Origin of the sequence: Fusobacterium perfoetens ATCC 29250, from assembly GCF_000622245.1 — a bacterium.
In the GTDB taxonomy this organism is placed as follows: Bacteria; Fusobacteriota; Fusobacteriia; order Fusobacteriales; family Fusobacteriaceae; genus Fusobacterium_B; species Fusobacterium_B perfoetens.
In genome coordinates, this window is sequence record NZ_JHXW01000009.1 from 85,832 (window position 1) to 106,113 (window position 20,282).

The window sequence follows — 20,282 nt, forward strand, 5'->3', positions numbered from 1 at the left end:
TGGTCAATTTTAATCTAACAGAAAATTGACAAACCATATATAAATGCGTATAATAACCGTAAAGAATAAATAAAACAAAATAAATTTATATATTTTTAAGGAGGCTTTTTAAATGGCAGTTAAAGTAGCAATTAACGGATTTGGAAGAATAGGAAGATTAGCATTAAGATTAATGGTTCAAAACCCTGAGTTTGATGTAGTAGCAATCAATGACTTAACAGATGCTCATATGTTAGCTCACTTATTCAAATATGACTCAGCTCAAGGAAGATTCAATGGAACTATCGAAGTTAAAGAAGATGCTTTCGTAGTTAACGGAAAAGAAATAAAAGTATTCGCACAAGCTGACCCAGCTAACTTACCTTGGGGAGAATTAGGAGTAGACGTAGTATTAGAATGTACTGGATTCTTTACTAAAAAAGAAAAAGCTGAAGCTCATATTCAAGCAGGAGCTAAAAAAGTTGTTATATCAGCACCAGCTACAGGAGATTTAAAAACAATAGTTTACAACGTAAACGACAATATATTAGATGGAACTGAAACAGTTATTTCTGGAGCTTCTTGTACAACTAACTGTTTAGCACCTATGGCTAAAGCATTAAATGACAACTTTGGAATCGTTGAAGGATTAATGACAACTATCCATGCTTATACAAATGACCAAAACACATTAGATGGACCACACAGAAAAGGAGATTTAAGAAGAGCTAGAGCTGCTGCTGCTAACATTACTCCTAACACAACTGGAGCTGCTAAAGCAATTGGATTAGTTATTCCTGAATTAAAAGGAAAATTAGATGGAGCTGCTCAAAGAGTACCAGTAGTAACAGGATCTATTACTGAATTAGTAACAGTATTATCTAAACCAGTTACAGTTGAAGAAGTTAACGCTGCTATGAAAGCTGCTGCTACTGAATCTTTCGGATATACTGAAGAAGAATTAGTATCTAGCGATATCATTGGAATTAGCTATGGTTCTTTATTTGATGCAACTCAAACTAAAGTTATGACAGTTGGAGATAAACAATTAGTTAAAACAGTTGCTTGGTATGACAATGAAATGTCTTATACTTCTCAATTAATCAGAACTCTTAAAAAATTCGTTGAATTATCTAAATAATTCTATTTGAGAAGAAATAAATAAAATACAAAAGAATAACGGAACCTTTGGGTTCCGTTTTTTATAAGATATAATTTAGGAGGATTAAAATGGCAAAACAAATCGTAACAGATTTAAATGTAAAAGATAAAAAAGTTCTTATGAGAGTGGACTTTAACGTTCCTATGAAAGACGGAAAAATAACTAATGATAATAGAATAGTTGCTGCTTTACCAACTATAAAATATGTTCTTGAAAATGGTGGAAAAGTTATAGCTTTCTCTCACTTAGGTAAAGTAAAAACTGAAGAAGATTTAAAAACTAAATCTATAAAACCAGCTGCTGAAAGATTATCTGAATTATTAGGACAAGAAGTTAAATTTGTTCCAGCTACTAGAGGAGCTGAATTAGAAGAAGCTATCAACAATTTAAAATCTGGAGAAATCATGATGTTTGAAAACACAAGATTTGAAGACCTTGATGGTAAAAAAGAATCTAAAAATGATCCAGAATTAGGAAAATATTGGGCTTCTTTAGGAGATTTATTTGTTAATGATGCTTTTGGAACAGCTCACAGAGCTCATGCTTCTAATATTGGAATCGCTGCTAATATTGGAGAAGGAAAATCTGCTGCTGGATTCTTAATGGAAAAAGAAATTAAATTTATAGGAGAAGCTGTTGATTCTCCAGTAAGACCTTTAGTTGCTATCTTAGGAGGAGCTAAAGTTTCTGATAAAATTGGAGTTATTGAAAACTTATTAGTTAAAGCTGACAAAGTTCTTGTAGGTGGAGCTATGATGTTTACATTCTTAAGAGCTTTAGGTAAAAATACAGGAACTTCTTTAGTAGAAGAAGATAAAATTGAATTAGCAAAAGCTTTATTAGAAAAAGCAAATGGAAAATTAATATTACCTATTGATACAGTTGTTGCACCAAAATTTGATAATGATGCTCCTCATATGACTGTTTCTATTGATGAAATTCCTGCTGATCAAATGGGATTAGATGTTGGAGCTGCTACAATTGAACTATTCTCTAAAGAAATAGCTGCTGCTAAAACAGTAGTATGGAATGGACCAATGGGTGTATTTGAAATGCCTAACTACGCAAAAGGAACAATTGGAGTTTGTGAAGCTATAGCTAACTTACAAGGAGCTACAACTATAATTGGAGGAGGAGATTCTGCTGCTGCTGCTATGCAATTAGGATATGCTGATAAATTTACTCATATCTCTACTGGTGGAGGAGCTTCTCTTGAATATTTAGAAGGAAAAGAATTACCAGGAGTAGTTTCTATTTCTGATAAATAATTTATTATATACAACTCAATAATAATAAAATAAAAAACGACTTCATAAATGAGGTCGTTTTTTATTTATTATTTTAATTATTTTACAAAATTTTCTAATTCTTCTTTAGATAAAAGTCCAACTGATTTGTTTATAACTTCTCCATCTTTAAATAATAATAATGTTGGGATACTCATTACTCTAAATTGAGAAGCTAGTTCTGGTTGCTCATCTACATTTATTTTTCCAACTTTTACATTAGTATTTCCATTAGCAAAATCTTCTAAAATAGGTCCTAAAGCTTTACAAGGTCCACACCAAGTAGCCCAAAAATCAACTAATACTAATCCTTTACTATTTAATACCTCTTCATTAAAATTTTCTTTTGTTATATTTAACATAATATCACTCCTTTTTTTATTTTTTATATAAAGATAATCCTACTAATAGACAACCATCTATATAAGGATATTTTTTTTCTTTTAAATATTTAAGAAGCTCTTCATCACTTGCTCCTGGTTGAATTACTATAGATTTAAAAGTTTTATTACATTCTTTTATAAGACGAAGTCCATCTTTTGAATTAATACATAAATCTATAATATCTATTTCTTCTGGAACATCATTTAAAGATTTTAATTCTTTTCCTACAGCATAAACATTATATCCATTAGAAATCATTTTATTTTTTATTATACAAGCATATTTTTGTTCATTTAATGTATCTCCAACTATTATAAAAGTTTTTTCTTTCATAATTTCTTCTAAATCCATTTTAAGCTCCTTTCTTGACTTTATATTTATATTATAATATAATTTTATTAAAAAGTATGTTGTTTTTACAACAAAAGGAGAAAAATATGAAAGATTTTTTAGAAATTATAAAAAAATCTGAGCTTTTTTATAGTCTAAACGACAAAGAAATTGAAATATTATTTGAATGTCTACAAGTAAAAATAAAAGATTTTGATAAAGAAAAATATATCTTTAAAAGCGGAGATAAAATTAGTGAAATAGGTTTAGTCTTAAGTGGTAAAGTTCATATTATAAATGAAGATTATTGGGGAAATAGAAATATTATATATGAAATAAAAGAAAGTGAAATTTTTGGAGAAGCTTTTGCTTGTACTCAAAATATTCTTCCAGTAAGTGTTATTTCTATTCAAAAAAGTAAAGTAATGTTTATAGATTTTAATAGAATAACAAAAACCTGCTCTTTTACTGCTTCTGTTAGAGAAATTTTAATCAGAAATCTTGCTATAATCCTCTCTAAAAATAATATTATTTTAACCTCTAAAATAGAACATATGTCAAAAAGAAATACAAGAGAAAAATTATTATCTTATCTCTCAGAACAAGCTAATATTGCTAAATCTTCAAAATTTTCCATTCCCTTTAATAGACAACAATTAGCTGATTATCTTTGTATTGATAGAAGTGCTATGTCAAGTGAACTTTCAAAATTAAAATCTGAAGGAATTATAAAATATAAAAAAGAACAATTTGAATTATTAAAATCTTAATAATATAGATGAAAAAATGAACTTTTTATGTAATATTTTTAGCTAATAACAAAAAATTTATATTTTTTTTAAAAAAATATTGTTTTTTTTGAAATTTTTTAGTAAAATGTAGCATAAAAATTTTTATTGATTCAATAGGTAAACTTTATTTTATTATTTTTATATTTTTAGGAGGAAAAATGAAAAAATTAGAAATGGTTTATGAAGGAAAAGCTAAAAAAGTATTTGCTACTGATTTAGAAGATCAATTTATAGTGGAATACAAAGATGACGCTACTGCCTTTAATGGACTAAAAAAAGGATCTATCGCTGGAAAAGGAGTTATCAATAATAGAATGACAAACATTGTATTCAAATATCTTGAAGAAAATGGAATTGAAACTCATCTTGTACAAGAATTAAGTGATAGAGAAACTCTTGTAAAAAAAGTTTCTATAGTTCCTTTAGAAGTAATTGTTAGAAATGTTGCTGCTGGAAGTTTTTCTAAAAAATTTGGAGTAGAAGAAGGAAGAGAGTTACTTAATCCTATCTTAGAATTTTCATATAAAAATGATGAACTAGGTGACCCTATGATTAATGATTTACAAATTCTTGCTATTGGAATAGCTACAAAAGAAGAATTAAAAAATATTTCTGAACAAGCATTAAAAATAAACGAATTAATGAAAAAATTCTTTATAGAAAAAAATATCAGACTTATAGATTTTAAAATAGAATTTGGTCGTTATAAAGATAGAATAATATTAGCTGATGAAGTTTCACCAGATACTTGTAGATTATGGGATTTAACAACTAATGAAAAATTAGATAAAGACCGTTTCCGTAGAGATTTAGGACATGTTGAAGAAGCTTATGAAGAAGTTTGGAGAAGAATAACTAAATAATTTTATTTTATAACGGAGGATTTATGAGAGAAGAAGATGTTCTTAAAGAAGAATGTGGAGTATTCGGAATTTATAATAATGATTCAAGAGAAGATTCTGGTAGAATAGTTTATTATGGATTATTTTCTCTACAACATAGAGGACAAGAAAGTTGTGGAATCGCTGTTATGGATGACATAACTGTTAAACAATATAAAGATATGGGATTAGTTCCTGATGTATTTAATAATGAAATTTTAGATAAACTTACTGGTAGCATTGCTATTGGTCATGTTCGTTATTCTACTGCTGGAGGAAGTATTGTACAAAATGCTCAACCTCTTGTATCTAGGTATTTAAAAGGAGCTTTAGCAATAAGTCATAATGGTAACTTAGTTAATGCTCATAAATTAAGAGAACAATTTGAAAATGAAGGATTTATATTCCAAACTTCAATAGATTCAGAGGTTATTGCTACTATAATAGCTAGAGAAAGAGTTAGACAACCTTCTGTAGAAGATGCTGTAAGTAAAATGATGGAAATTGTAGAAGGTGCTTATTCTCTTTTAGTTATGAGCCCTAAAAAATTAATAGCTTGTAGAGACCCTCATGGATTTAGACCACTTTGTATTGGTAAATTAGATAATTCTTATGTTGTAGCTTCTGAAAGTTGTGCTTTAGATGCTGTAGGAGCTACTTTTGTAAGAGATGTAGAACCTGGAGAAATAGTTGTTATAGAAGAAACAGGAATTAGATCTATTACTACTCATTGCAATAAATATAACTCTAGTTTATGTATATTTGAATTTATTTATTTTGCTCGTCCTGATAGTCGTATTGATGGAATGAGTGTTTATGAAGCTAGAAAAAGAGCTGGACGTCAACTAGCTAAAGAACATCCTGTTGAAGGAGATATAGTAATAGGAGTTCCAGATAGTGGACTTGTAGCAGCCATAGGTTATGCTGAAGAAAGTGGAATTCCTTATGGAATGGGTCTTATAAAAAATCGTTATATAGGAAGAACTTTTATTAGTCCTACTCAATCAAAAAGAGAAGATGGAGTAAGAGTTAAGTTAAATGCTCTTAGAGAAAATGTAGAAGGAAAAAGAGTTATTATGATTGATGACTCTATTGTAAGAGGAACTACTATAAAAAGACTTGTTAAAATATTAAGAAGTGCTGGAGCAAAAGAAATACATATGAGAGTTACAGCTCCACCATTCTTATGGCCTTGTTATTATGGTACTGATGTTCCTTCAAGAGATAAATTAGTAGCTGTTAATCATTCAGTAGAAGAAATTGCAAAAATGTCTGGATTAGATAGTTTAGGATATTTAGGATTAGAAAATCTAACTAATATTGCAAAAGGATGTAAATGTAATTTCTGTGATTCATGTTTTAGTGGAAAATATCCAACACAAATAGAGATTCAAGATGAGGAGGAAAATATAAATGAAGTCGAAATACGAAAGTCCCCTAAATTCAAGATATGCTAGTAAAGAGATGAGTTATCTATTTTCACCAGATTATAAATTTAAAACTTGGCGTAAATTATGGATAGCTCTAGCTGAAGTAGAAAAAGAGTTAGGACTTAATATTACTCAAGAACAAATAGACCAAATGAAAAAATTTAAAGATGATATTAATTATGAAGTGGCTGAAGCTAGAGAAAAAATAGTTCGTCATGATGTAATGAGTCATGTTTATGCTTTTGGAACTCAAGCTCCTCTTGCTATGCCTATAATACATTTAGGAGCAACTAGTTGTTATGTTGGTGATAATACTGATATTATTATAATGACTGAAGCTATGAAACTTGTGAAAAAACAACTTATTAATGTTATAAATGAACTTTCTAAATTTGTAATGGAATATAAAGATTTACCTACATTAGGATTTACTCACTTCCAACCAGCTCAAACAACAACTGTTGGTAAGAGGGCTAGTCTTTGGTTACAAGATTTAGTAATGGATTTAGAAGATTTAGATTATCAAATTTCAAAAGCAAAATTATTAGGTTCAAAAGGAACTACTGGAACTCAAGCAAGTTTCTTAGAATTATTTGATGGTGACCATGAAAAAGTTAAAAAATTAGACCCTATGATAGCTGAAAAAATGGGATTTGAAAAATGTTTTGCTGTTTCTGGTCAAACATATCCAAGAAAATTAGATAGCCAAATCTTAAATATTCTTAGTCAAATAGCTCAAAGTGCTTTTAAATTTAGTAATGATATAAGACTTCTTCAACATTTAAAAGAAATCGAAGAACCATTTGAAAAAAATCAAATAGGGTCTTCAGCTATGGCTTATAAAAGAAATCCAATGAGAAGTGAACGTATAGGTTCTTTAGCTAGATATGTAATAGCTGATTCTATAAATCCAGCAATTACAGCTTCTACTCAATGGTTTGAAAGAACATTAGATGACTCAGCTAACAAAAGACTTTCTATTCCTGAAGCATTTTTATGTGTAGACGCTATTCTTTCATTATATAGAAATGTTGTAGATGGACTTGTAGTTTATCCAAAAGTTATAGAACAACATTTAAATAATGAATTACCATTTATGGCTACAGAAAATATAATGATGGATGCTGTTAAAAAAGGTGGAAATAGACAAGAACTTCATGAAAAAATAAGAAGTCATTCTATGGAAGCTGGTCGTATGGTAAAAGCAGAAGGAAAACCAAATGATTTATTAGAAAGAATAGCAAATGATAAATCTTTTGGATTAACATTAGAAGAATTACAATCTATAATGGATGCTAAAAACTTTGTTGGAAGAGCTCCTGAACAAGCAAAAGAGTTTGTAGAAAATATTGTTAATCCTATTCTTGAAAAAAATAGAGATTTAATAGACAGTCACGCTGAAAGTATAAGAGTATAATTGACTTAATTTGGATTTTAGTGTATAATATAATGTAAAAATTACATTTTAGGAGGAAGAAAATATGGTAAAAGCCATTGTTGGAGCTTGTTGGGGAGATGAAGGAAAAGGAAAAATAACAGATATGTTAGCTTCTAATGCTGATATAGTTATTCGTTTTCAAGGTGGAAGTAATGCAGGACATACTATAATAAATGATTATGGTAAATTCGCTCTTCATCAAATGCCTAGTGGAGTTTTTAATGAAAATACAGTAAATATCATTGGACCTGGTGTAGCATTTAATATACCTTATTTTATTAAAGAAATGAACTATCTAAAAGAAAATGGAATTAAAAATCCTAAAGTTTTAATTTCTGATAGAGTTCAACTTTTAATGCCTTATCACATTTTATTAGATACATATGAAGAGGCTAGACTTGCTGATAAAAAATACGGTTCTACAAAATCAGGAATAGCTCCATTCTATTCTGATAAATATGCTAAAACAGGAATTCAAATTTGTCATTTATTTAATGAAGAAATTTTAAGAGAAAGAATTGAAGCAGCTTGTGAAATAAAAAATGTTTTAATTGAACATTTATATCACATGCCTAAATTAAATCCAGAAGAAATTTTTAATGAAGTTATTCAATATAGAGATTTAATTGCTCCATATATTATAAACACTACTGAATACTTAAATAAAGCTGTTAAAGAGGGAAAAAATATTTTACTTGAAGGTCAATTAGGGGCTTTAAAAGACCCTGACCACGGAATATTCCCTATGACAACTTCTTCATCAACTTTAGCTGGATTTGGTTCTATTGGAGCTGGACTTCCTGCTCACTCAATAGAAAAAGTTTATACTGTAGCTAAGGCTTATTCATCAGCAGTAGGAGAAGGAGCTTTTGTAAGTGAGATATTTGGTGATGAAGCTCAAGAACTTCGTCTTCGTGGTGGAGATGCTGGAGAATTTGGAGCAACTACAGGAAGACCTAGAAGAATGGGGTGGTTTGACTGTGTAGCTACTCGTTATGGATGTATGTTACAAGGAACTACAGATGTAGCTTTCACAGCTATAGATGTATTAGGATATTTAGATGAAATTCCTGTATGTGTTGGTTATGAAATTGATGGAGAAGTAACTAAAGAATTCCCTGTTACACCTCTATTAGAAAAAGCTAAACCAGTATACAAAGTATTACCAGGATGGAAATGTGATATAAGAGGAATCTCTAAATATGAAGACTTACCTGAAAATGCTAGAAATTATGTAGAATTTATAGAAAAAGAATTAGGATTCCCAATTACAATTGTTTCTAATGGACCAAAAAGAAATGAAATTATTTTCAGATAATTAAAAGGACACTATATAGTGTCCTTTTTTTATTTACAATATTTTTAATAATATTTTTTAATTTTTATACTAACTCAAATCTATATTTTTGAGTAACCTCAGGATATTTTACTCTATCGACTTCAGAAGCAAACATTTCATAAGGTCTAGCATATATTCCAAAATCTCCATAAAGAGCTTGATAAATTACTAATTTTTCTTTTGTTTCTGAATGAGTGGCTATATGAAGAACCTTATATTCTTTTCCTTTAAAATGTCTATAAATTCTATCAACTAAAATTTCTCTCATAAATCTCTCCTTATATTTTTTAAGAAAAAGGAGGTATTACATAATTTTATAATCCTCCTTTATAAACTAAATATTATATTTTTCTATCATTCTCTTAATTCTATTAATTGTTCTAGTTTTTCCTATGATGAAGATTAAATTATATAAATCAGCACCTCTAGGTTCTCCTGTTAATACAGCTCTAAGTGGCATATAAACTTTTGCTGGTCCTTCTCCAATTTCTTCTAAAGTATCTGTAAGAAGTTTTTTAGCTTCTTCTAAAGGAATATCTTCTGTTGGATAGTTTTCTATTTTTTCTAAGAATAATTTTATAGATTTTTTACCTGTTTCATCAGCTATAGCATTATATAATCTTTCGATTCCTTTTCTTTCTTTTTTATCCATATCTTCTGTTAATTCAGGTAACTCATATTCATCTTTAAAGTAAACAGTTGATTCATCAGCTATTTCTTTTAATGTATGAGCGTGTTCTCTAAGAATTTCAACTATTCTTTCTAAAGCTACCATTTCTTTATCAGAAACTTCTTCTCCAACAAATCCTTTTGCTCTAAAGAATGGAACAGTCATTTCTGTTAATTCTTTTAAATCTTTTAGTCTCATATGTTGGTTGTTTATCCATCCTAATTTTACTAGGTCAAATACAGGTCCTCCAAGAGAAACATTATCTATATTAAAGTTTTCTTTAAATTCTTGAAGAGTGAATATTTCTTTTCCATCTCCAAATGAATATGCCATAAGTCCTAAGAAGTTTAATAATCCTTCTTTTAAATATCCATTATCTCTATACCAGTTTAAAGAAACAGGATTTTTTCTTTTAGAAATTTTTGTTCTATCGCTATTTCTTAATAATGGCATATGAATAAATTCAGGTTGTTCCCAACCAAAAGCTTTATAAAGTTGAATATGTTTAGGAGTAGAAGAAATCCATTCTTCTGCTCTTATAACTGTAGTAACTCCCATTAAATGGTCATCTACAACATTTGCAAGGTGATATGTTGGATATCCATCAGCTTTTAATAAAACTTGGTCGTCTATTTTACTGTTTTCAAAAACAATATCTCCTCTTAATCTATCATGAATAACTGTTTCTCCTTCATAAGGCATTTTTAATCTGATTACATATGGTTCCCCAGCAGCTATTCTAGCTTCAACTTCTTCTTTAGAAAGACTTCTACAATGTCCATCATATCCTGGAGCTTTTTTCATAGCTTTTTGTCTTTCTCTTAAGTTATTAAGTCTTTCTGGAGTACAGAAACAATAATATGCTTCACCTTTTTCTACTAATTGTTTTGCATAATCAGCATAAATTCCAAATCTTTCAGATTGTCTATAAGGACCATAAGGACCACCTACATCTGGACCTTCTTTCCAATCTAAACCAAGCCATCTTAAACTTTCATAAATCATTTCTTCTGAACCTGGTGTATATCTATTTTGGTCAGTATCCTCTATTCTTAGAATAAAATCTCCTCCATGTTTATAGGCAAAAGCTATATTGAACATAGCTATATAAGCTGTTCCCACATGTGGGTCTCCTGTAGGAGAAGGAGCTACTCTTGTTCTAATTCTTCTTTCCATTTTTATCCCTCCCGATTATATTTTTTATTTATACATATTGAGTTTATCATATTTTTAGTAATTTTTAAAGAAAATATTAAAAAATAATTATTTTTTATTCCATCTTAAATAAGCATTAATAAAGGAATCTATATCTCCATCCATAACGGCTCTAATATTTCCAGACTCACAATTAGTACGATGGTCTTTTACCATTGTATATGGTTGAAAAACATAAGACCTTATCTGATTTCCCCATCCTATATCAGTTTGTTCCCCTTGGATTTTTTTCATTTCCTCTTCTTTTTTCTTAATTTCTAAATCAAGTAATTTAGCTTGTAAAACTTTCATAGCTTTTTCTCTATTTAATAATTGAGAACGCTCTTGTTGACAAGTAGTGATTATTCCTGTAGGCAAGTGGGTAATTCTTACAGCTGAATCTGTCATATTTACATGTTGTCCCCCAGCTCCTCCAGCTCTATAAGTATCTATTCTTAAATCTTCTGGTCTTATATTAATTTCTATATTATCTTCTACCTCTGGTAAAACATCTACTGAAGCAAAAGATGTATGTCTTTTTTTATTAGCATCAAATGGAGATATTCTTACAAGTCTATGAACTCCCTTCTCACATTTTAAATACCCATAAGCAAAAGTTCCCTCTACTAATAAAGTAATCGATTTTATTCCAACTGAATCTCCAGGCATAAAATCAAGTTGACTTACTTTATATCCTTTATCATTCATCCAACGAGAATACATTCTATAAAGCATATCAACCCAATCACAAGCTTCAGTTCCTCCAGCTCCAGAATGTATAGTTATTATGGCATTGTTATTATCATATTTTCCATCTAATAAAAGTTTAGTATCAAGTATTTCTAATTCTTTACCTAATAAAGTATGTTTTTCTTCTAACTCTTTTTCAAATTCTTCTTCTCCCATATCAATAAATTCTATTAATACTTCCTCTTCATGAAAAAGATTTTCTATTTTTTTATATTCTTCTACAAAGTCTTTATTTTCATTTATTTTTTTTATAATGCTTTGACTTTGATTCTTATCATTCCAAAACCCTTCTTCAAAAGTTTTCTTTTCAAGAGTGACTATTAAATTTAATCTTTCTTCATATTTTATTGTTTTTTTAATTTCAACAATCTTTTCTTTATAAAATTGAAATTCTCTTTTTAATTCTAAGATATCCATTATTATATATCACTCCTTTTAAATGTTATAGCCACTGCTGTAGCATATTCTTTACAATGAGAAATTGAAATATTTACTGAATATTTTTTATTATATTCCTTAATATTATTTTTAAAAATAACATAAGGTTTTCCCAAATCATCATTTAAAACTTCAATATCTGTTAAAGAAAATTCTCTAAAACCAGTTCCTAAACTTTTTGAAATAGCTTCTTTTGCAGCAAATCTTCCAGCATAAGTTTCTACTCTATTACCTTTTATTTCAAATAATTTTATTTCATTTTCCGTAAAAACTTTCTTAATAAAATTACTGTTTTTTATTGCTTTCTCTATTCTTTTTATTTCAATAATATCATTTCCTATTCCTACAAATTCCATTTAATCAATCCCATATATTTTTTTTGCATTCTCTGTTGTAATTCTTAAAACTTCTTCAAAAGGTATATTTTTTATTTCTGATATTTTTTCTAAAACATATTGAACATAAGAAGGTTCATTTCTTTTTCCTCTAAAAGGAGTAGGAGTCAAATAAGGAGAATCAGTTTCTATAACAATTCTTGATATATCTACTTTTTTTACAAACTCTACTGTTTTTTTAGAATTTTTAAAAGTTAAAACTCCTCCAATCCCAAAATAATATCCTTCAGGAATTTCTGATAAACTTTCAAAACTTCCAGGATAACAATGAAAGATTCCTTTTACTTTTGGAAATTCTTTTAAAATTTCAATAGTATCAGCCATAGCATCTCTTGAATGGATTACTACAGGTAGATTTAATTCTTCTGCTAATTTCATTTGTTTTCTAAAACCAACTTTTTGAACCTCTTTTTCATCCTCCATCCAATAATAATCAAGACCAATTTCTCCTATAGCTACTACTTTTTTATTTTTTGATAATTCTCTTAAAGAATTTTCAGCTTCTTCACTGTATTCTGAAATAGAAGTTGGATGAAATCCAATAACAGCATAAATAAAATCATAAGAATTAGAATATTCAACACTTTTTATAGAAGATGGTAAATCAAATCCAATGTTTACTACAAACTCCATTTTTTCTTCTAATTTTTTTATAAGTTCTTCTCTATCTATATCATATCTCTCATCATCTAAATGACAATGTGTATCCACTAACTTCATTATAATATCCTTTCAAAAAAATTAATTAATAACAATATTTTACCCTAATTTTCTATTAAAATCTAGCTTTTTTAATTTTTTTTAAAAAAATGCTTGATTTTTTTTCTAAAATATTGTATTATTTTACGCAAATAAGATTGTTAAAAAATTTATTAAGGAGGACAAAATGGCTATGTTATTTATGGCTCTTAACCTAATAATGATTCTGATGCTGCTTATGTTATTACTAAGTAGTGAATTTTTATATGGAAAAATTATGTTAGGTTTATTCAATAGAGATTTTGTCCAAATTAATTTTTATAAAAATCTCCTTTCTCTCTAAAATAGATAAATTAATTTTTAGAAATTTGAACAACCTAACTATAGGTTGTTTTTTTATATTCAAAATTATTTTAGGAGAAATTTATGGAGAAGACTATATATATAAAAATAAAAATTTTCCTCTAAACTTTTAAATTTTAAAAAGTACTTATGTAATATTTAAAATTTTATTAAACTATTGGAGGAAAAAATTATGGAAAAAAATAATATAAAAAAAGTAGGATTTTTAGGAGTATTTTCAGTTGCGTCTGTTTTATTTAGTTCTCATGCTGGTGGAGGATTTGCCACAGGAAATCAGGCTACACAATATTTTGTTACTACAGGAGCTTGGGGAATTTTCTCAGCTATCTTAGCTATGCTTTTATTAGCAATGACTATAAGAGAATGTATTATTATGAGAAATTCAAGAAATTTAAAAAGTTATAAAGAGTTATTTGAAACTTTATATCATCCTTTTGATAAATTAGAATGGATTTTTGAAATATATTTTCATATAATGGTTGTTTGTGCTGTAGGAGCTGTTATAGCTGGAGCTGCTTCTTTAATTTCTATAAGTACTAATAGTTCTTATGGTTTTTCTGTTATTATTGTTGGAAGTATCTTATTTGTTTTAACTATTTTTGGAGCAAAATTAGTTTCTAAAGTTTCAACTATTATGTCTATTTCCATATTAATTTCAGTATTTATTATTTTCTTTATTGGAATAAAAGCAAAATTTTCTGAAATAACAACTATAATTTCTAATATTTCTATTACAGAAAATGAAAATCCTATGAAAGCTATAATTAATGCTTTTACTTATGCTGGTTTCCAATCTGTTGTAATTCCTACAATGATTGCTTGTGGAAAACCATTAGAAAATAAAAATGATACTACAAAATCAATGACTATTGCTTTTATTATGAATTCTATAGCTTTAGTAATGTCTGTAATAATGTTATTAGGTTGGGCTCCTGAATTTATAAGAGATAACCAAACTACATTACCTTCTTTATACATTTGTAAACAATTAAATATAAATATTTTATATTGGTTTTATAATATAGCTTTATTATTATGTTTAATTTCTACTGGAGTGACTACTATATATGGATTTGTTTCAAGATTTTCCACTTTAAAAGTTATGGAAAAAATAGAAAAACCTATAGCTCGTAGAATGGTTTCTTCTATCTTATGTATGGGAATTTCTATGAGTGTTTCTATGGTTGGATTGAGCAAAATAATTAAATATGGTTATGGTTATTGTGGTTATGTAGGTATATTTGCAATAATAATTCCATTTTTAACAGTAGGATATTATAAAAATAAAAAATATGCACAACAAAATAATAGTGAAAAATCTAAAGTAGAAAATGTAGCAATTGTATTTGGAATTAAATAATAATTTATATATAGGGAGGAAATTTATGTCACAAAATATGTTTTTACCAAATTATACAATAGGAAAAGATGCTTATAAGGAAATTAAAGAAATTTGTGAAAAATATGGAACAAAAGTTGTTTTTATTGGAGGAAAAACAGCTTTAGAAAAAGCTAGTTTTTTAGTAAAAGAAGCTATAAAAGAAAGTAAATTAGAAGTAATTGATGAAGTTTGGTATGGTGGAGAAGCTTCTTATGAAAATGTAGAAATGTTAATGAACAATGAAAATATTATAAATTCTCATATGATATTTGCTTTTGGTGGAGGAAAAGCTTGTGATACTTGTAAAGTATTAAGTGAAAAATTAGATAAACCTTTATTCACTTTTCCTACTATTGCCTCTACTTGTGCTAGTGTAACAAGTGTTTGTGCTATGTACCATCCTAATGGAGTTTATAGAGATTTATTCTTTAAAAAAGCTCCTGCTATCCATACATTTATAAACACTCAAATAATAGCTGAAGCTCCTACAAAATATCTATGGGCAGGAATTGGAGATACTTTAGGAAAAGGATATGAACCTGAATTTTCTGCAAGAGGAAAAGAATTAGATTACCCTAATAAACTAGGAATTACTCTATCTTCACTTTGTAAAGAACCTCTTTTTGAATATGGAGATAAAGGTTTAAAAGATTGTGAAAATAATATTAGTTCAAAAGAATTAGAAGAAACTATTTTAACTATCATAGTTACTACTGGACTTGTTTCTAATTCTCTAAAAATGTCTTACAATAGTGGTTTAGCTCATGCTATTTGTTATGGTTTCTCTACAATAAAAGAAGTTGAAGAAAATCATTTACATGGAGAACTTGTTTCTTATGGAGTCCTTGTATTAGAAATGATGGATAAAAACTATGATGAGTTAAATAAACTAATTAATTTCTATAAAAAAATAAATCTACCAATTTCTTATAAAAACTTTAATGTAGATATTGAGAATATGACAAGTGTTTTTGACAAAGCTTCTTCTGTTAAAGATATTGAAGTTTCTGCTTTTCCTATTACTAGAAATATGATATGTAATTCTATAAAAGAACTAGAAAAATATATATCAAAAAATTAACATTTAATTATACAGAATCAATCAAAGTCAGTAAAAAATTTATTTTTTATTGACTTTTTAATTTTCATTATGATATACTTAGTTATTAATTTAATTAAGTATACACAAGTATACACAAGTATATTATAAAAAATTTTTTTGATATAAAGTTAGGAGGGTAATAATAATGATTGCTCAAAGATTAATAGGAAAACAAGTTGGAAGAGGAGCTTTTGGAATTGCTAGAGAAGTTAAAGCAACTGAAAAAAAATTTGGAAAAGACTCTGTTATAAATTCTACATTAGGGACTTTCTTTTGTGAAGATGAAAAATTAGGAGTATTAGAACTTGTTAATAAAACATATAGAGAATTAGAATCTCCTGATATCTATGGATATGCTGCTGGGGTAAGTGGTTCTGCTGAATATAAAGAAGCTGTTAAAAAAAGTATATTTGGAACTCATTGTGAAGAAATAGTAAAAAATTCTTTTGTTGATGTTGCTTCTACTCCTGGAGGAACAGGAGCTATATACACAGCTTTTAAAGGATATGGTAATGATGGAAATACTGTTCTATTACCTGAATATATGTGGGATGCTTATGTACATATTACAGGAGCTAATAGATTAAATAATGTTATATATAAATTATTTGATGGAAATAAATTTAATACTAGAGATTTCTCTGAAAAAATGTTAGAAGTTGTAAAAAGAGATGGTAGAGTTCTAGCTGTTATAAATGACCCTTGTCAAAACCCTACTGGATATTCTTTATCTTTTGAAGAATGGGAAGAAGTTGTTGAAATTTTAAAAGAAGCTTCTAAATATGGAGAAGTAATTCTTATTAATGATATTGCTTACTTAGATTATGACTTCAGAGGAAGAGATAATGCTAGAGAATATATGAACTTATTTTTAGGACTTCCAGAAAATGTTTTAATTCTTTTTGCTTATAGCATGTCAAAATCATTTACAAGTTATGGACTTAGAACAGGGGCTATAGTTGCTTTATCTTCAAGTAAAAAGGTCATAGATGAATTTACTGTTGTAGCAGAATATTTATGTCGTTCTTCTTGGTCTAATGTATCAAGAGGAGGAATGGCTTTATTAGTAAAAGCTTATGAAGATGAAAATATAATCAATGGTATTAATGCTGAAAGAGACCAATGGGTAGAAATATTGAAAAAAAGAGCAGAAATTTTTGAAAGAAAATCAGAAGAAGTTGGATTAGCTTATTGCCCTTTCTCTAGTGGATTCTTCTTAACTATCCCTTTAGAAAAAAACAAAGAAGAAATAGTAAATGACTTAAAAGAAAAAAAAGTATTTGTTCTTCCTATAAAAAATGGTATTAGAATAGCTATTTGCAGTATTTCTTGTAAAAAATTAGAAATTCTTCCTAAATTAATAAAAGAATCTATAGATAAATTTAATAAATAAGAACTACATATTATAAAAATAAAGGTATTACAAAATTTGTAATACCTTTTTCAATATAAAAATTATTATTTTATTTTTTATTAAAGTTCTAAAATATTCATAATAACAAAAAAAGCTAGAAAGATATTTCTCTCTAACTTTTTTTATTAAAAAACTTTTTTATTACAATAGAAATTTTATTTATTATTAACCATTATATTTAAGATTACTTCATCTGTTACTTGCATTCCATCTTTTCCTAAAATTCCTGTATTTTTAATAGTGGCTTCTACATCCCTTCCTATTATTCCTTCTCCAAATAATAATCTTCTATTTTTCTTAGCTGTATAATATGAATCAAAAGCACAAGAAATTCCACTTGCTATTTTTGTAGCACATGAACTTTTTGCTCCATCACAAATTAAACCTGACATTGTTCCTAATGTAGTTTCTACAGCCATAGCACATTGCTCTAAAGTTAATCCATCTAAGAATGATATAGCTCCAGCTACCCCAGCACTAGCACACATAGCTCCACAATAAGCTGATAATCTTCCTATATTTGTTTTTATATGTATTGTTGTCATATGAGAGAAAAATAATCCTCTTATTAATTGTTCATATGGAATATTTTTCATTTCACAGAATTTTATTACTGGTAAAGAAGCTGTCATTCCTTGGTTTCCACTTCCACTTGTTGTCATAACTGGTAAAGAACATCCATTCATTCTAGCATCACTACCAGCACTAGCAAAAGAAGTCATATTATTTTTTAAATCATTACCATAAATTCCTTCTTCTATTCCTTCTTTTATAGTTTTTCCTATAGCTATTCCATATTCATTTGTTAATCCTTCTTTAGCTATAGTTGTATTACACTCTATTACTTTTTTAAATATAGGTTCTATTAAAGATAAATCTATTGTTTTAGCTGTATTATAAATTAATTCTAAAGTTAAGAAACTTCTATCAGTCATAGGTGATTCTCCACTACACTTATCATCACAAGAACATCCAATTACTTTTTCTCCATTTTTAGTAATTTCTGTTATATTTGTGTGATAATGTTGAATTTCTACTGTTGCTATATCTTTTCCATAAGTACCAGTTAATTTAATATATAATTTTACATCACCTTTATTTAGTACAACATTCATTCTATTTTCTGATAAATATTTTTTTACTTCAGGTAATCTTGTTTTATCTACACCAGAAATAACCATTAATTCTTTTGAAGAATCTCCTAAAATAAGTCCCATGGCTACTGCTGCCTCAATTCCTACCATCCCTTCTGAACTAGGAATTTTAACACTTTTTACATTTTTTATCATATTTCCAGATAAAGAAATTTCTATTTTTTCTGGAATATTTCCTAATATATCTCTTAATTTACTTCCAGCATATGCTAGAGCTATTGGTTCTGTACATCCTTCAGCAGGTACTATTTCTTCTTTTAAAATTGCTAATATTTTATTTAACATTTTATCCTCCTAAGAATTTTTTGACTTTTCTATAATTAATATTAGCAATTTCCATACCATTTTTAATATTTATATTTTCACTACAAAAAATCTATTATATTTAATTTTTTTCAAAATGAAAATTTAATTTTAATAAAGTTTTTCTTTTTGAAAAAAATTTTCAAAAAGAAAAAGGACTAAATTTCTTTAGTCCTTTTTTATCTCTAATAATTTTTATTATTATTTGATGATTTCTGAAACAACTCCTGATGCTACTGTTCTTCCACCTTCTCTGATTGCGAATCTTAATCCTGGTTCCATTGCGATTGGGTGAATTAAGTTTACTGTTACTGTGATGTTGTCTCCTGGCATTACCATTTCTACTCCTTCTGGTAAGTTTACTGCTCCTGTTATATCTGTTGTTCTGAAGTAGAATTGTGGTCTATATCCTGTAAAGAATGGAGTATGTCTTCCTCCTTCTTCTTTTGTTAATACGTAGATTTCTCCTTTAAATTCTGTATGTGGAGTTATTGTTCCTGGTTTTGCTAATACTTGTCCTCTTTCTACTTCTTCTTTCTTAGTTCCTCTTAATAATGCTCCAATGTTATCTCCTGCTTCTCCTTGATCAAGAAGTTTTCTGAACATTTCTACTCCAGTTACTGTTGTTTTTGCTGTTGGTTTGATTCCGATTATTTCTACTTCTTCTCCAACTTTAATGATTCCTCTTTCTACTCTTCCTGTTACAACAGTTCCTCTTCCTGTTATTGTGAATACGTCTTCGATTGGCATTAAGAATGGTTTGTCTATTGTTCTTTCTGGCGCTGGAATGTAGCTATCTACTGCATCCATTAATGCCATTATTTGATCTACCCATTTTTGTTCTCCGTTTAATGCTCCTAATGATGATCCAACTATTACTGGTACTTCATCTCCTGGGAATCCATATTCAGTTAATAATTCTCTTACTTCCATTTCTACTAATTCTAATAATTCTTCGTCATCAACCATATCTGCTTTATTTAAGTATACTACGATGTATGGTACTCCAACTTGTCTTGATAATAGTATGTGTTCTCTTGTTTGAGGCATTGGTCCATCAGCTGCTGATACAACTAGGATTGCTCCGTCCATTTGAGCTGCTCCTGTAATCATGTTTTTTACATAGTCAGCATGTCCTGGACAGTCAACGTGTGCATAGTGTCTTTTTTCTGTTGTATACTCTATGTGAGCTGTATTGATAGTTATTCCTCTTTCTCTTTCTTCTGGAGCAACGTCGATTTTATCAAAGTCTACTCTTTCAGCTAGTCCTCTGTCTGATAATACTTTTGATATTGCTGCTGTTGTTGTTGTTTTTCCATGGTCAACGTGTCCTATTGTACCAATGTTTACATGGGGTTTGCTTCTGTCAAATTTTTCTTTTGCCATTTTTTCCTCCTAA

20 protein-coding genes are annotated in these 20,282 nt (G+C 28.1%); 11 read left to right on the forward strand and 9 right to left on the reverse strand.

What is annotated here, in order from left to right; all coding sequences use genetic code 11:
* Positions 1–112: 112 nt before the first annotated feature.
* Both gap and T364_RS0104225 read left to right on the forward strand, forming a co-directional pair.
* Entirely contained in the window at positions 113–1,120 is a 1,008-nt protein-coding gene (gene gap / locus T364_RS0104220) for a type I glyceraldehyde-3-phosphate dehydrogenase (RefSeq protein WP_027128481.1), read from the forward strand.
* An 89-nt stretch (positions 1,121–1,209) separates the two neighbouring features.
* Positions 1,210–2,409 carry a phosphoglycerate kinase gene (locus T364_RS0104225; protein ID WP_027128482.1) on the forward strand — a complete coding sequence of 400 codons (1,200 nt, stop codon included), beginning with the start codon at positions 1,210–1,212 and terminating at the stop codon, positions 2,407–2,409.
* A gap of 77 nt (positions 2,410–2,486) precedes the next feature.
* Here the strand turns inward: T364_RS0104225 and trxA are convergent, their stop codons facing one another.
* Both trxA and T364_RS0104235 read right to left on the reverse strand, forming a co-directional pair.
* On the reverse strand, positions 2,487–2,789 hold the full coding sequence (gene trxA, locus T364_RS0104230; protein ID WP_027128483.1) for a thioredoxin: 303 nt from the start codon (positions 2,787–2,789) through the stop codon (positions 2,487–2,489).
* Positions 2,790–2,805: 16 nt separating this feature from the next.
* The gene (locus T364_RS0104235; RefSeq protein ID WP_027128484.1) at positions 2,806–3,162 is read right to left on the reverse strand and encodes a CoA-binding protein; all 357 of its coding nucleotides are present in this window, start codon (positions 3,160–3,162) and stop codon (positions 2,806–2,808) included.
* Between the two features lie 86 nt (positions 3,163–3,248).
* On the opposite strand from T364_RS0104235, the gene T364_RS0104240 reads away from it, so the two are divergent.
* From T364_RS0104240 to T364_RS0104260, 5 genes are all read left to right on the forward strand, one after another.
* On the forward strand, positions 3,249–3,911 hold the full coding sequence (locus T364_RS0104240; RefSeq protein WP_027128485.1) for a Crp/Fnr family transcriptional regulator: 663 nt from the start codon (positions 3,249–3,251) through the stop codon (positions 3,909–3,911).
* 179 nt (positions 3,912–4,090) lie between these two features.
* A complete protein-coding gene (gene purC / locus T364_RS0104245) occupies positions 4,091–4,795 on the forward strand; it encodes a phosphoribosylaminoimidazolesuccinocarboxamide synthase (RefSeq protein WP_027128486.1) in 705 nt (234 codons plus the stop codon).
* A gap of 23 nt (positions 4,796–4,818) precedes the next feature.
* Complete coding sequence (gene purF, locus T364_RS10470; protein ID WP_035945346.1) at positions 4,819–6,270, forward strand: amidophosphoribosyltransferase; 1,452 nt, start codon at positions 4,819–4,821, stop codon at positions 6,268–6,270.
* A complete protein-coding gene (gene purB, locus T364_RS0104255; RefSeq protein WP_027128487.1) occupies positions 6,227–7,660 on the forward strand; it encodes an adenylosuccinate lyase in 1,434 nt (477 codons plus the stop codon). Before purF ends, purB begins: the two co-directional genes overlap by 44 nt.
* A gap of 64 nt (positions 7,661–7,724) precedes the next feature.
* Positions 7,725–8,999, forward strand: a complete 1,275-nt coding sequence (locus tag T364_RS0104260) for an adenylosuccinate synthase (RefSeq protein WP_027128488.1) — start codon at positions 7,725–7,727, stop codon at positions 8,997–8,999.
* Positions 9,000–9,063: 64 nt separating this feature from the next.
* Here the strand turns inward: T364_RS0104260 and T364_RS0104265 are convergent, their stop codons facing one another.
* The 5 genes from T364_RS0104265 to T364_RS0104285 all read right to left on the reverse strand — a co-directional run bounded on the left by T364_RS0104265 (position 9,064) and on the right by T364_RS0104285 (position 13,187).
* A complete protein-coding gene (locus tag T364_RS0104265) occupies positions 9,064–9,288 on the reverse strand; it encodes a DUF1653 domain-containing protein (protein WP_027128489.1) in 225 nt (74 codons plus the stop codon).
* 66 nt (positions 9,289–9,354) lie between these two features.
* On the reverse strand, positions 9,355–10,866 hold the full coding sequence (gene gltX / locus T364_RS0104270) for a glutamate--tRNA ligase (RefSeq protein WP_027128490.1): 1,512 nt from the start codon (positions 10,864–10,866) through the stop codon (positions 9,355–9,357).
* 87 nt (positions 10,867–10,953) lie between these two features.
* Complete coding sequence (gene prfB / locus T364_RS0104275) at positions 10,954–12,051, reverse strand: peptide chain release factor 2 (protein WP_081775668.1); 1,098 nt, start codon at positions 12,049–12,051, stop codon at positions 10,954–10,956.
* A gap of 2 nt (positions 12,052–12,053) precedes the next feature.
* The gene (acpS, locus tag T364_RS0104280; RefSeq protein ID WP_027128492.1) at positions 12,054–12,428 is read right to left on the reverse strand and encodes a holo-ACP synthase; all 375 of its coding nucleotides are present in this window, start codon (positions 12,426–12,428) and stop codon (positions 12,054–12,056) included.
* Positions 12,429–13,187 (reverse strand): TatD family hydrolase, encoded by a 759-nt coding sequence (locus T364_RS0104285; RefSeq protein ID WP_027128493.1) that lies wholly within the window; start codon positions 13,185–13,187, stop codon positions 12,429–12,431.
* 166 nt (positions 13,188–13,353) lie between these two features.
* Here T364_RS0104285 and T364_RS11120 point away from each other — a divergent pair, with 166 nt between their 5' ends.
* The 4 genes from T364_RS11120 to T364_RS0104305 all read left to right on the forward strand — a co-directional run bounded on the left by T364_RS11120 (position 13,354) and on the right by T364_RS0104305 (position 17,405).
* On the forward strand, positions 13,354–13,509 hold the full coding sequence (locus T364_RS11120; protein WP_158413627.1) for a hypothetical protein: 156 nt from the start codon (positions 13,354–13,356) through the stop codon (positions 13,507–13,509).
* Between the two features lie 192 nt (positions 13,510–13,701).
* Positions 13,702–14,889 carry a YkvI family membrane protein gene (locus T364_RS10475; RefSeq protein ID WP_051532641.1) on the forward strand — a complete coding sequence of 396 codons (1,188 nt, stop codon included), beginning with the start codon at positions 13,702–13,704 and terminating at the stop codon, positions 14,887–14,889.
* Positions 14,890–14,914: 25 nt separating this feature from the next.
* On the forward strand, positions 14,915–15,991 hold the full coding sequence (locus T364_RS0104300) for an iron-containing alcohol dehydrogenase family protein (RefSeq protein WP_027128494.1): 1,077 nt from the start codon (positions 14,915–14,917) through the stop codon (positions 15,989–15,991).
* Positions 15,992–16,157: 166 nt separating this feature from the next.
* The gene (locus T364_RS0104305; RefSeq protein WP_027128495.1) at positions 16,158–17,405 is read left to right on the forward strand and encodes a pyridoxal phosphate-dependent aminotransferase; all 1,248 of its coding nucleotides are present in this window, start codon (positions 16,158–16,160) and stop codon (positions 17,403–17,405) included.
* Positions 17,406–17,581: 176 nt separating this feature from the next.
* Here the strand turns inward: T364_RS0104305 and T364_RS0104310 are convergent, their stop codons facing one another.
* Entirely contained in the window at positions 17,582–18,865 is a 1,284-nt protein-coding gene (locus T364_RS0104310; protein ID WP_035945348.1) for an L-cysteine desulfidase family protein, read from the reverse strand.
* A gap of 219 nt (positions 18,866–19,084) precedes the next feature.
* Positions 19,085–20,269 carry an elongation factor Tu gene (tuf, locus tag T364_RS0104315; protein WP_027127718.1) on the reverse strand — a complete coding sequence of 395 codons (1,185 nt, stop codon included), beginning with the start codon at positions 20,267–20,269 and terminating at the stop codon, positions 19,085–19,087.
* Positions 20,270–20,282: the final 13 nt, after the last annotated feature.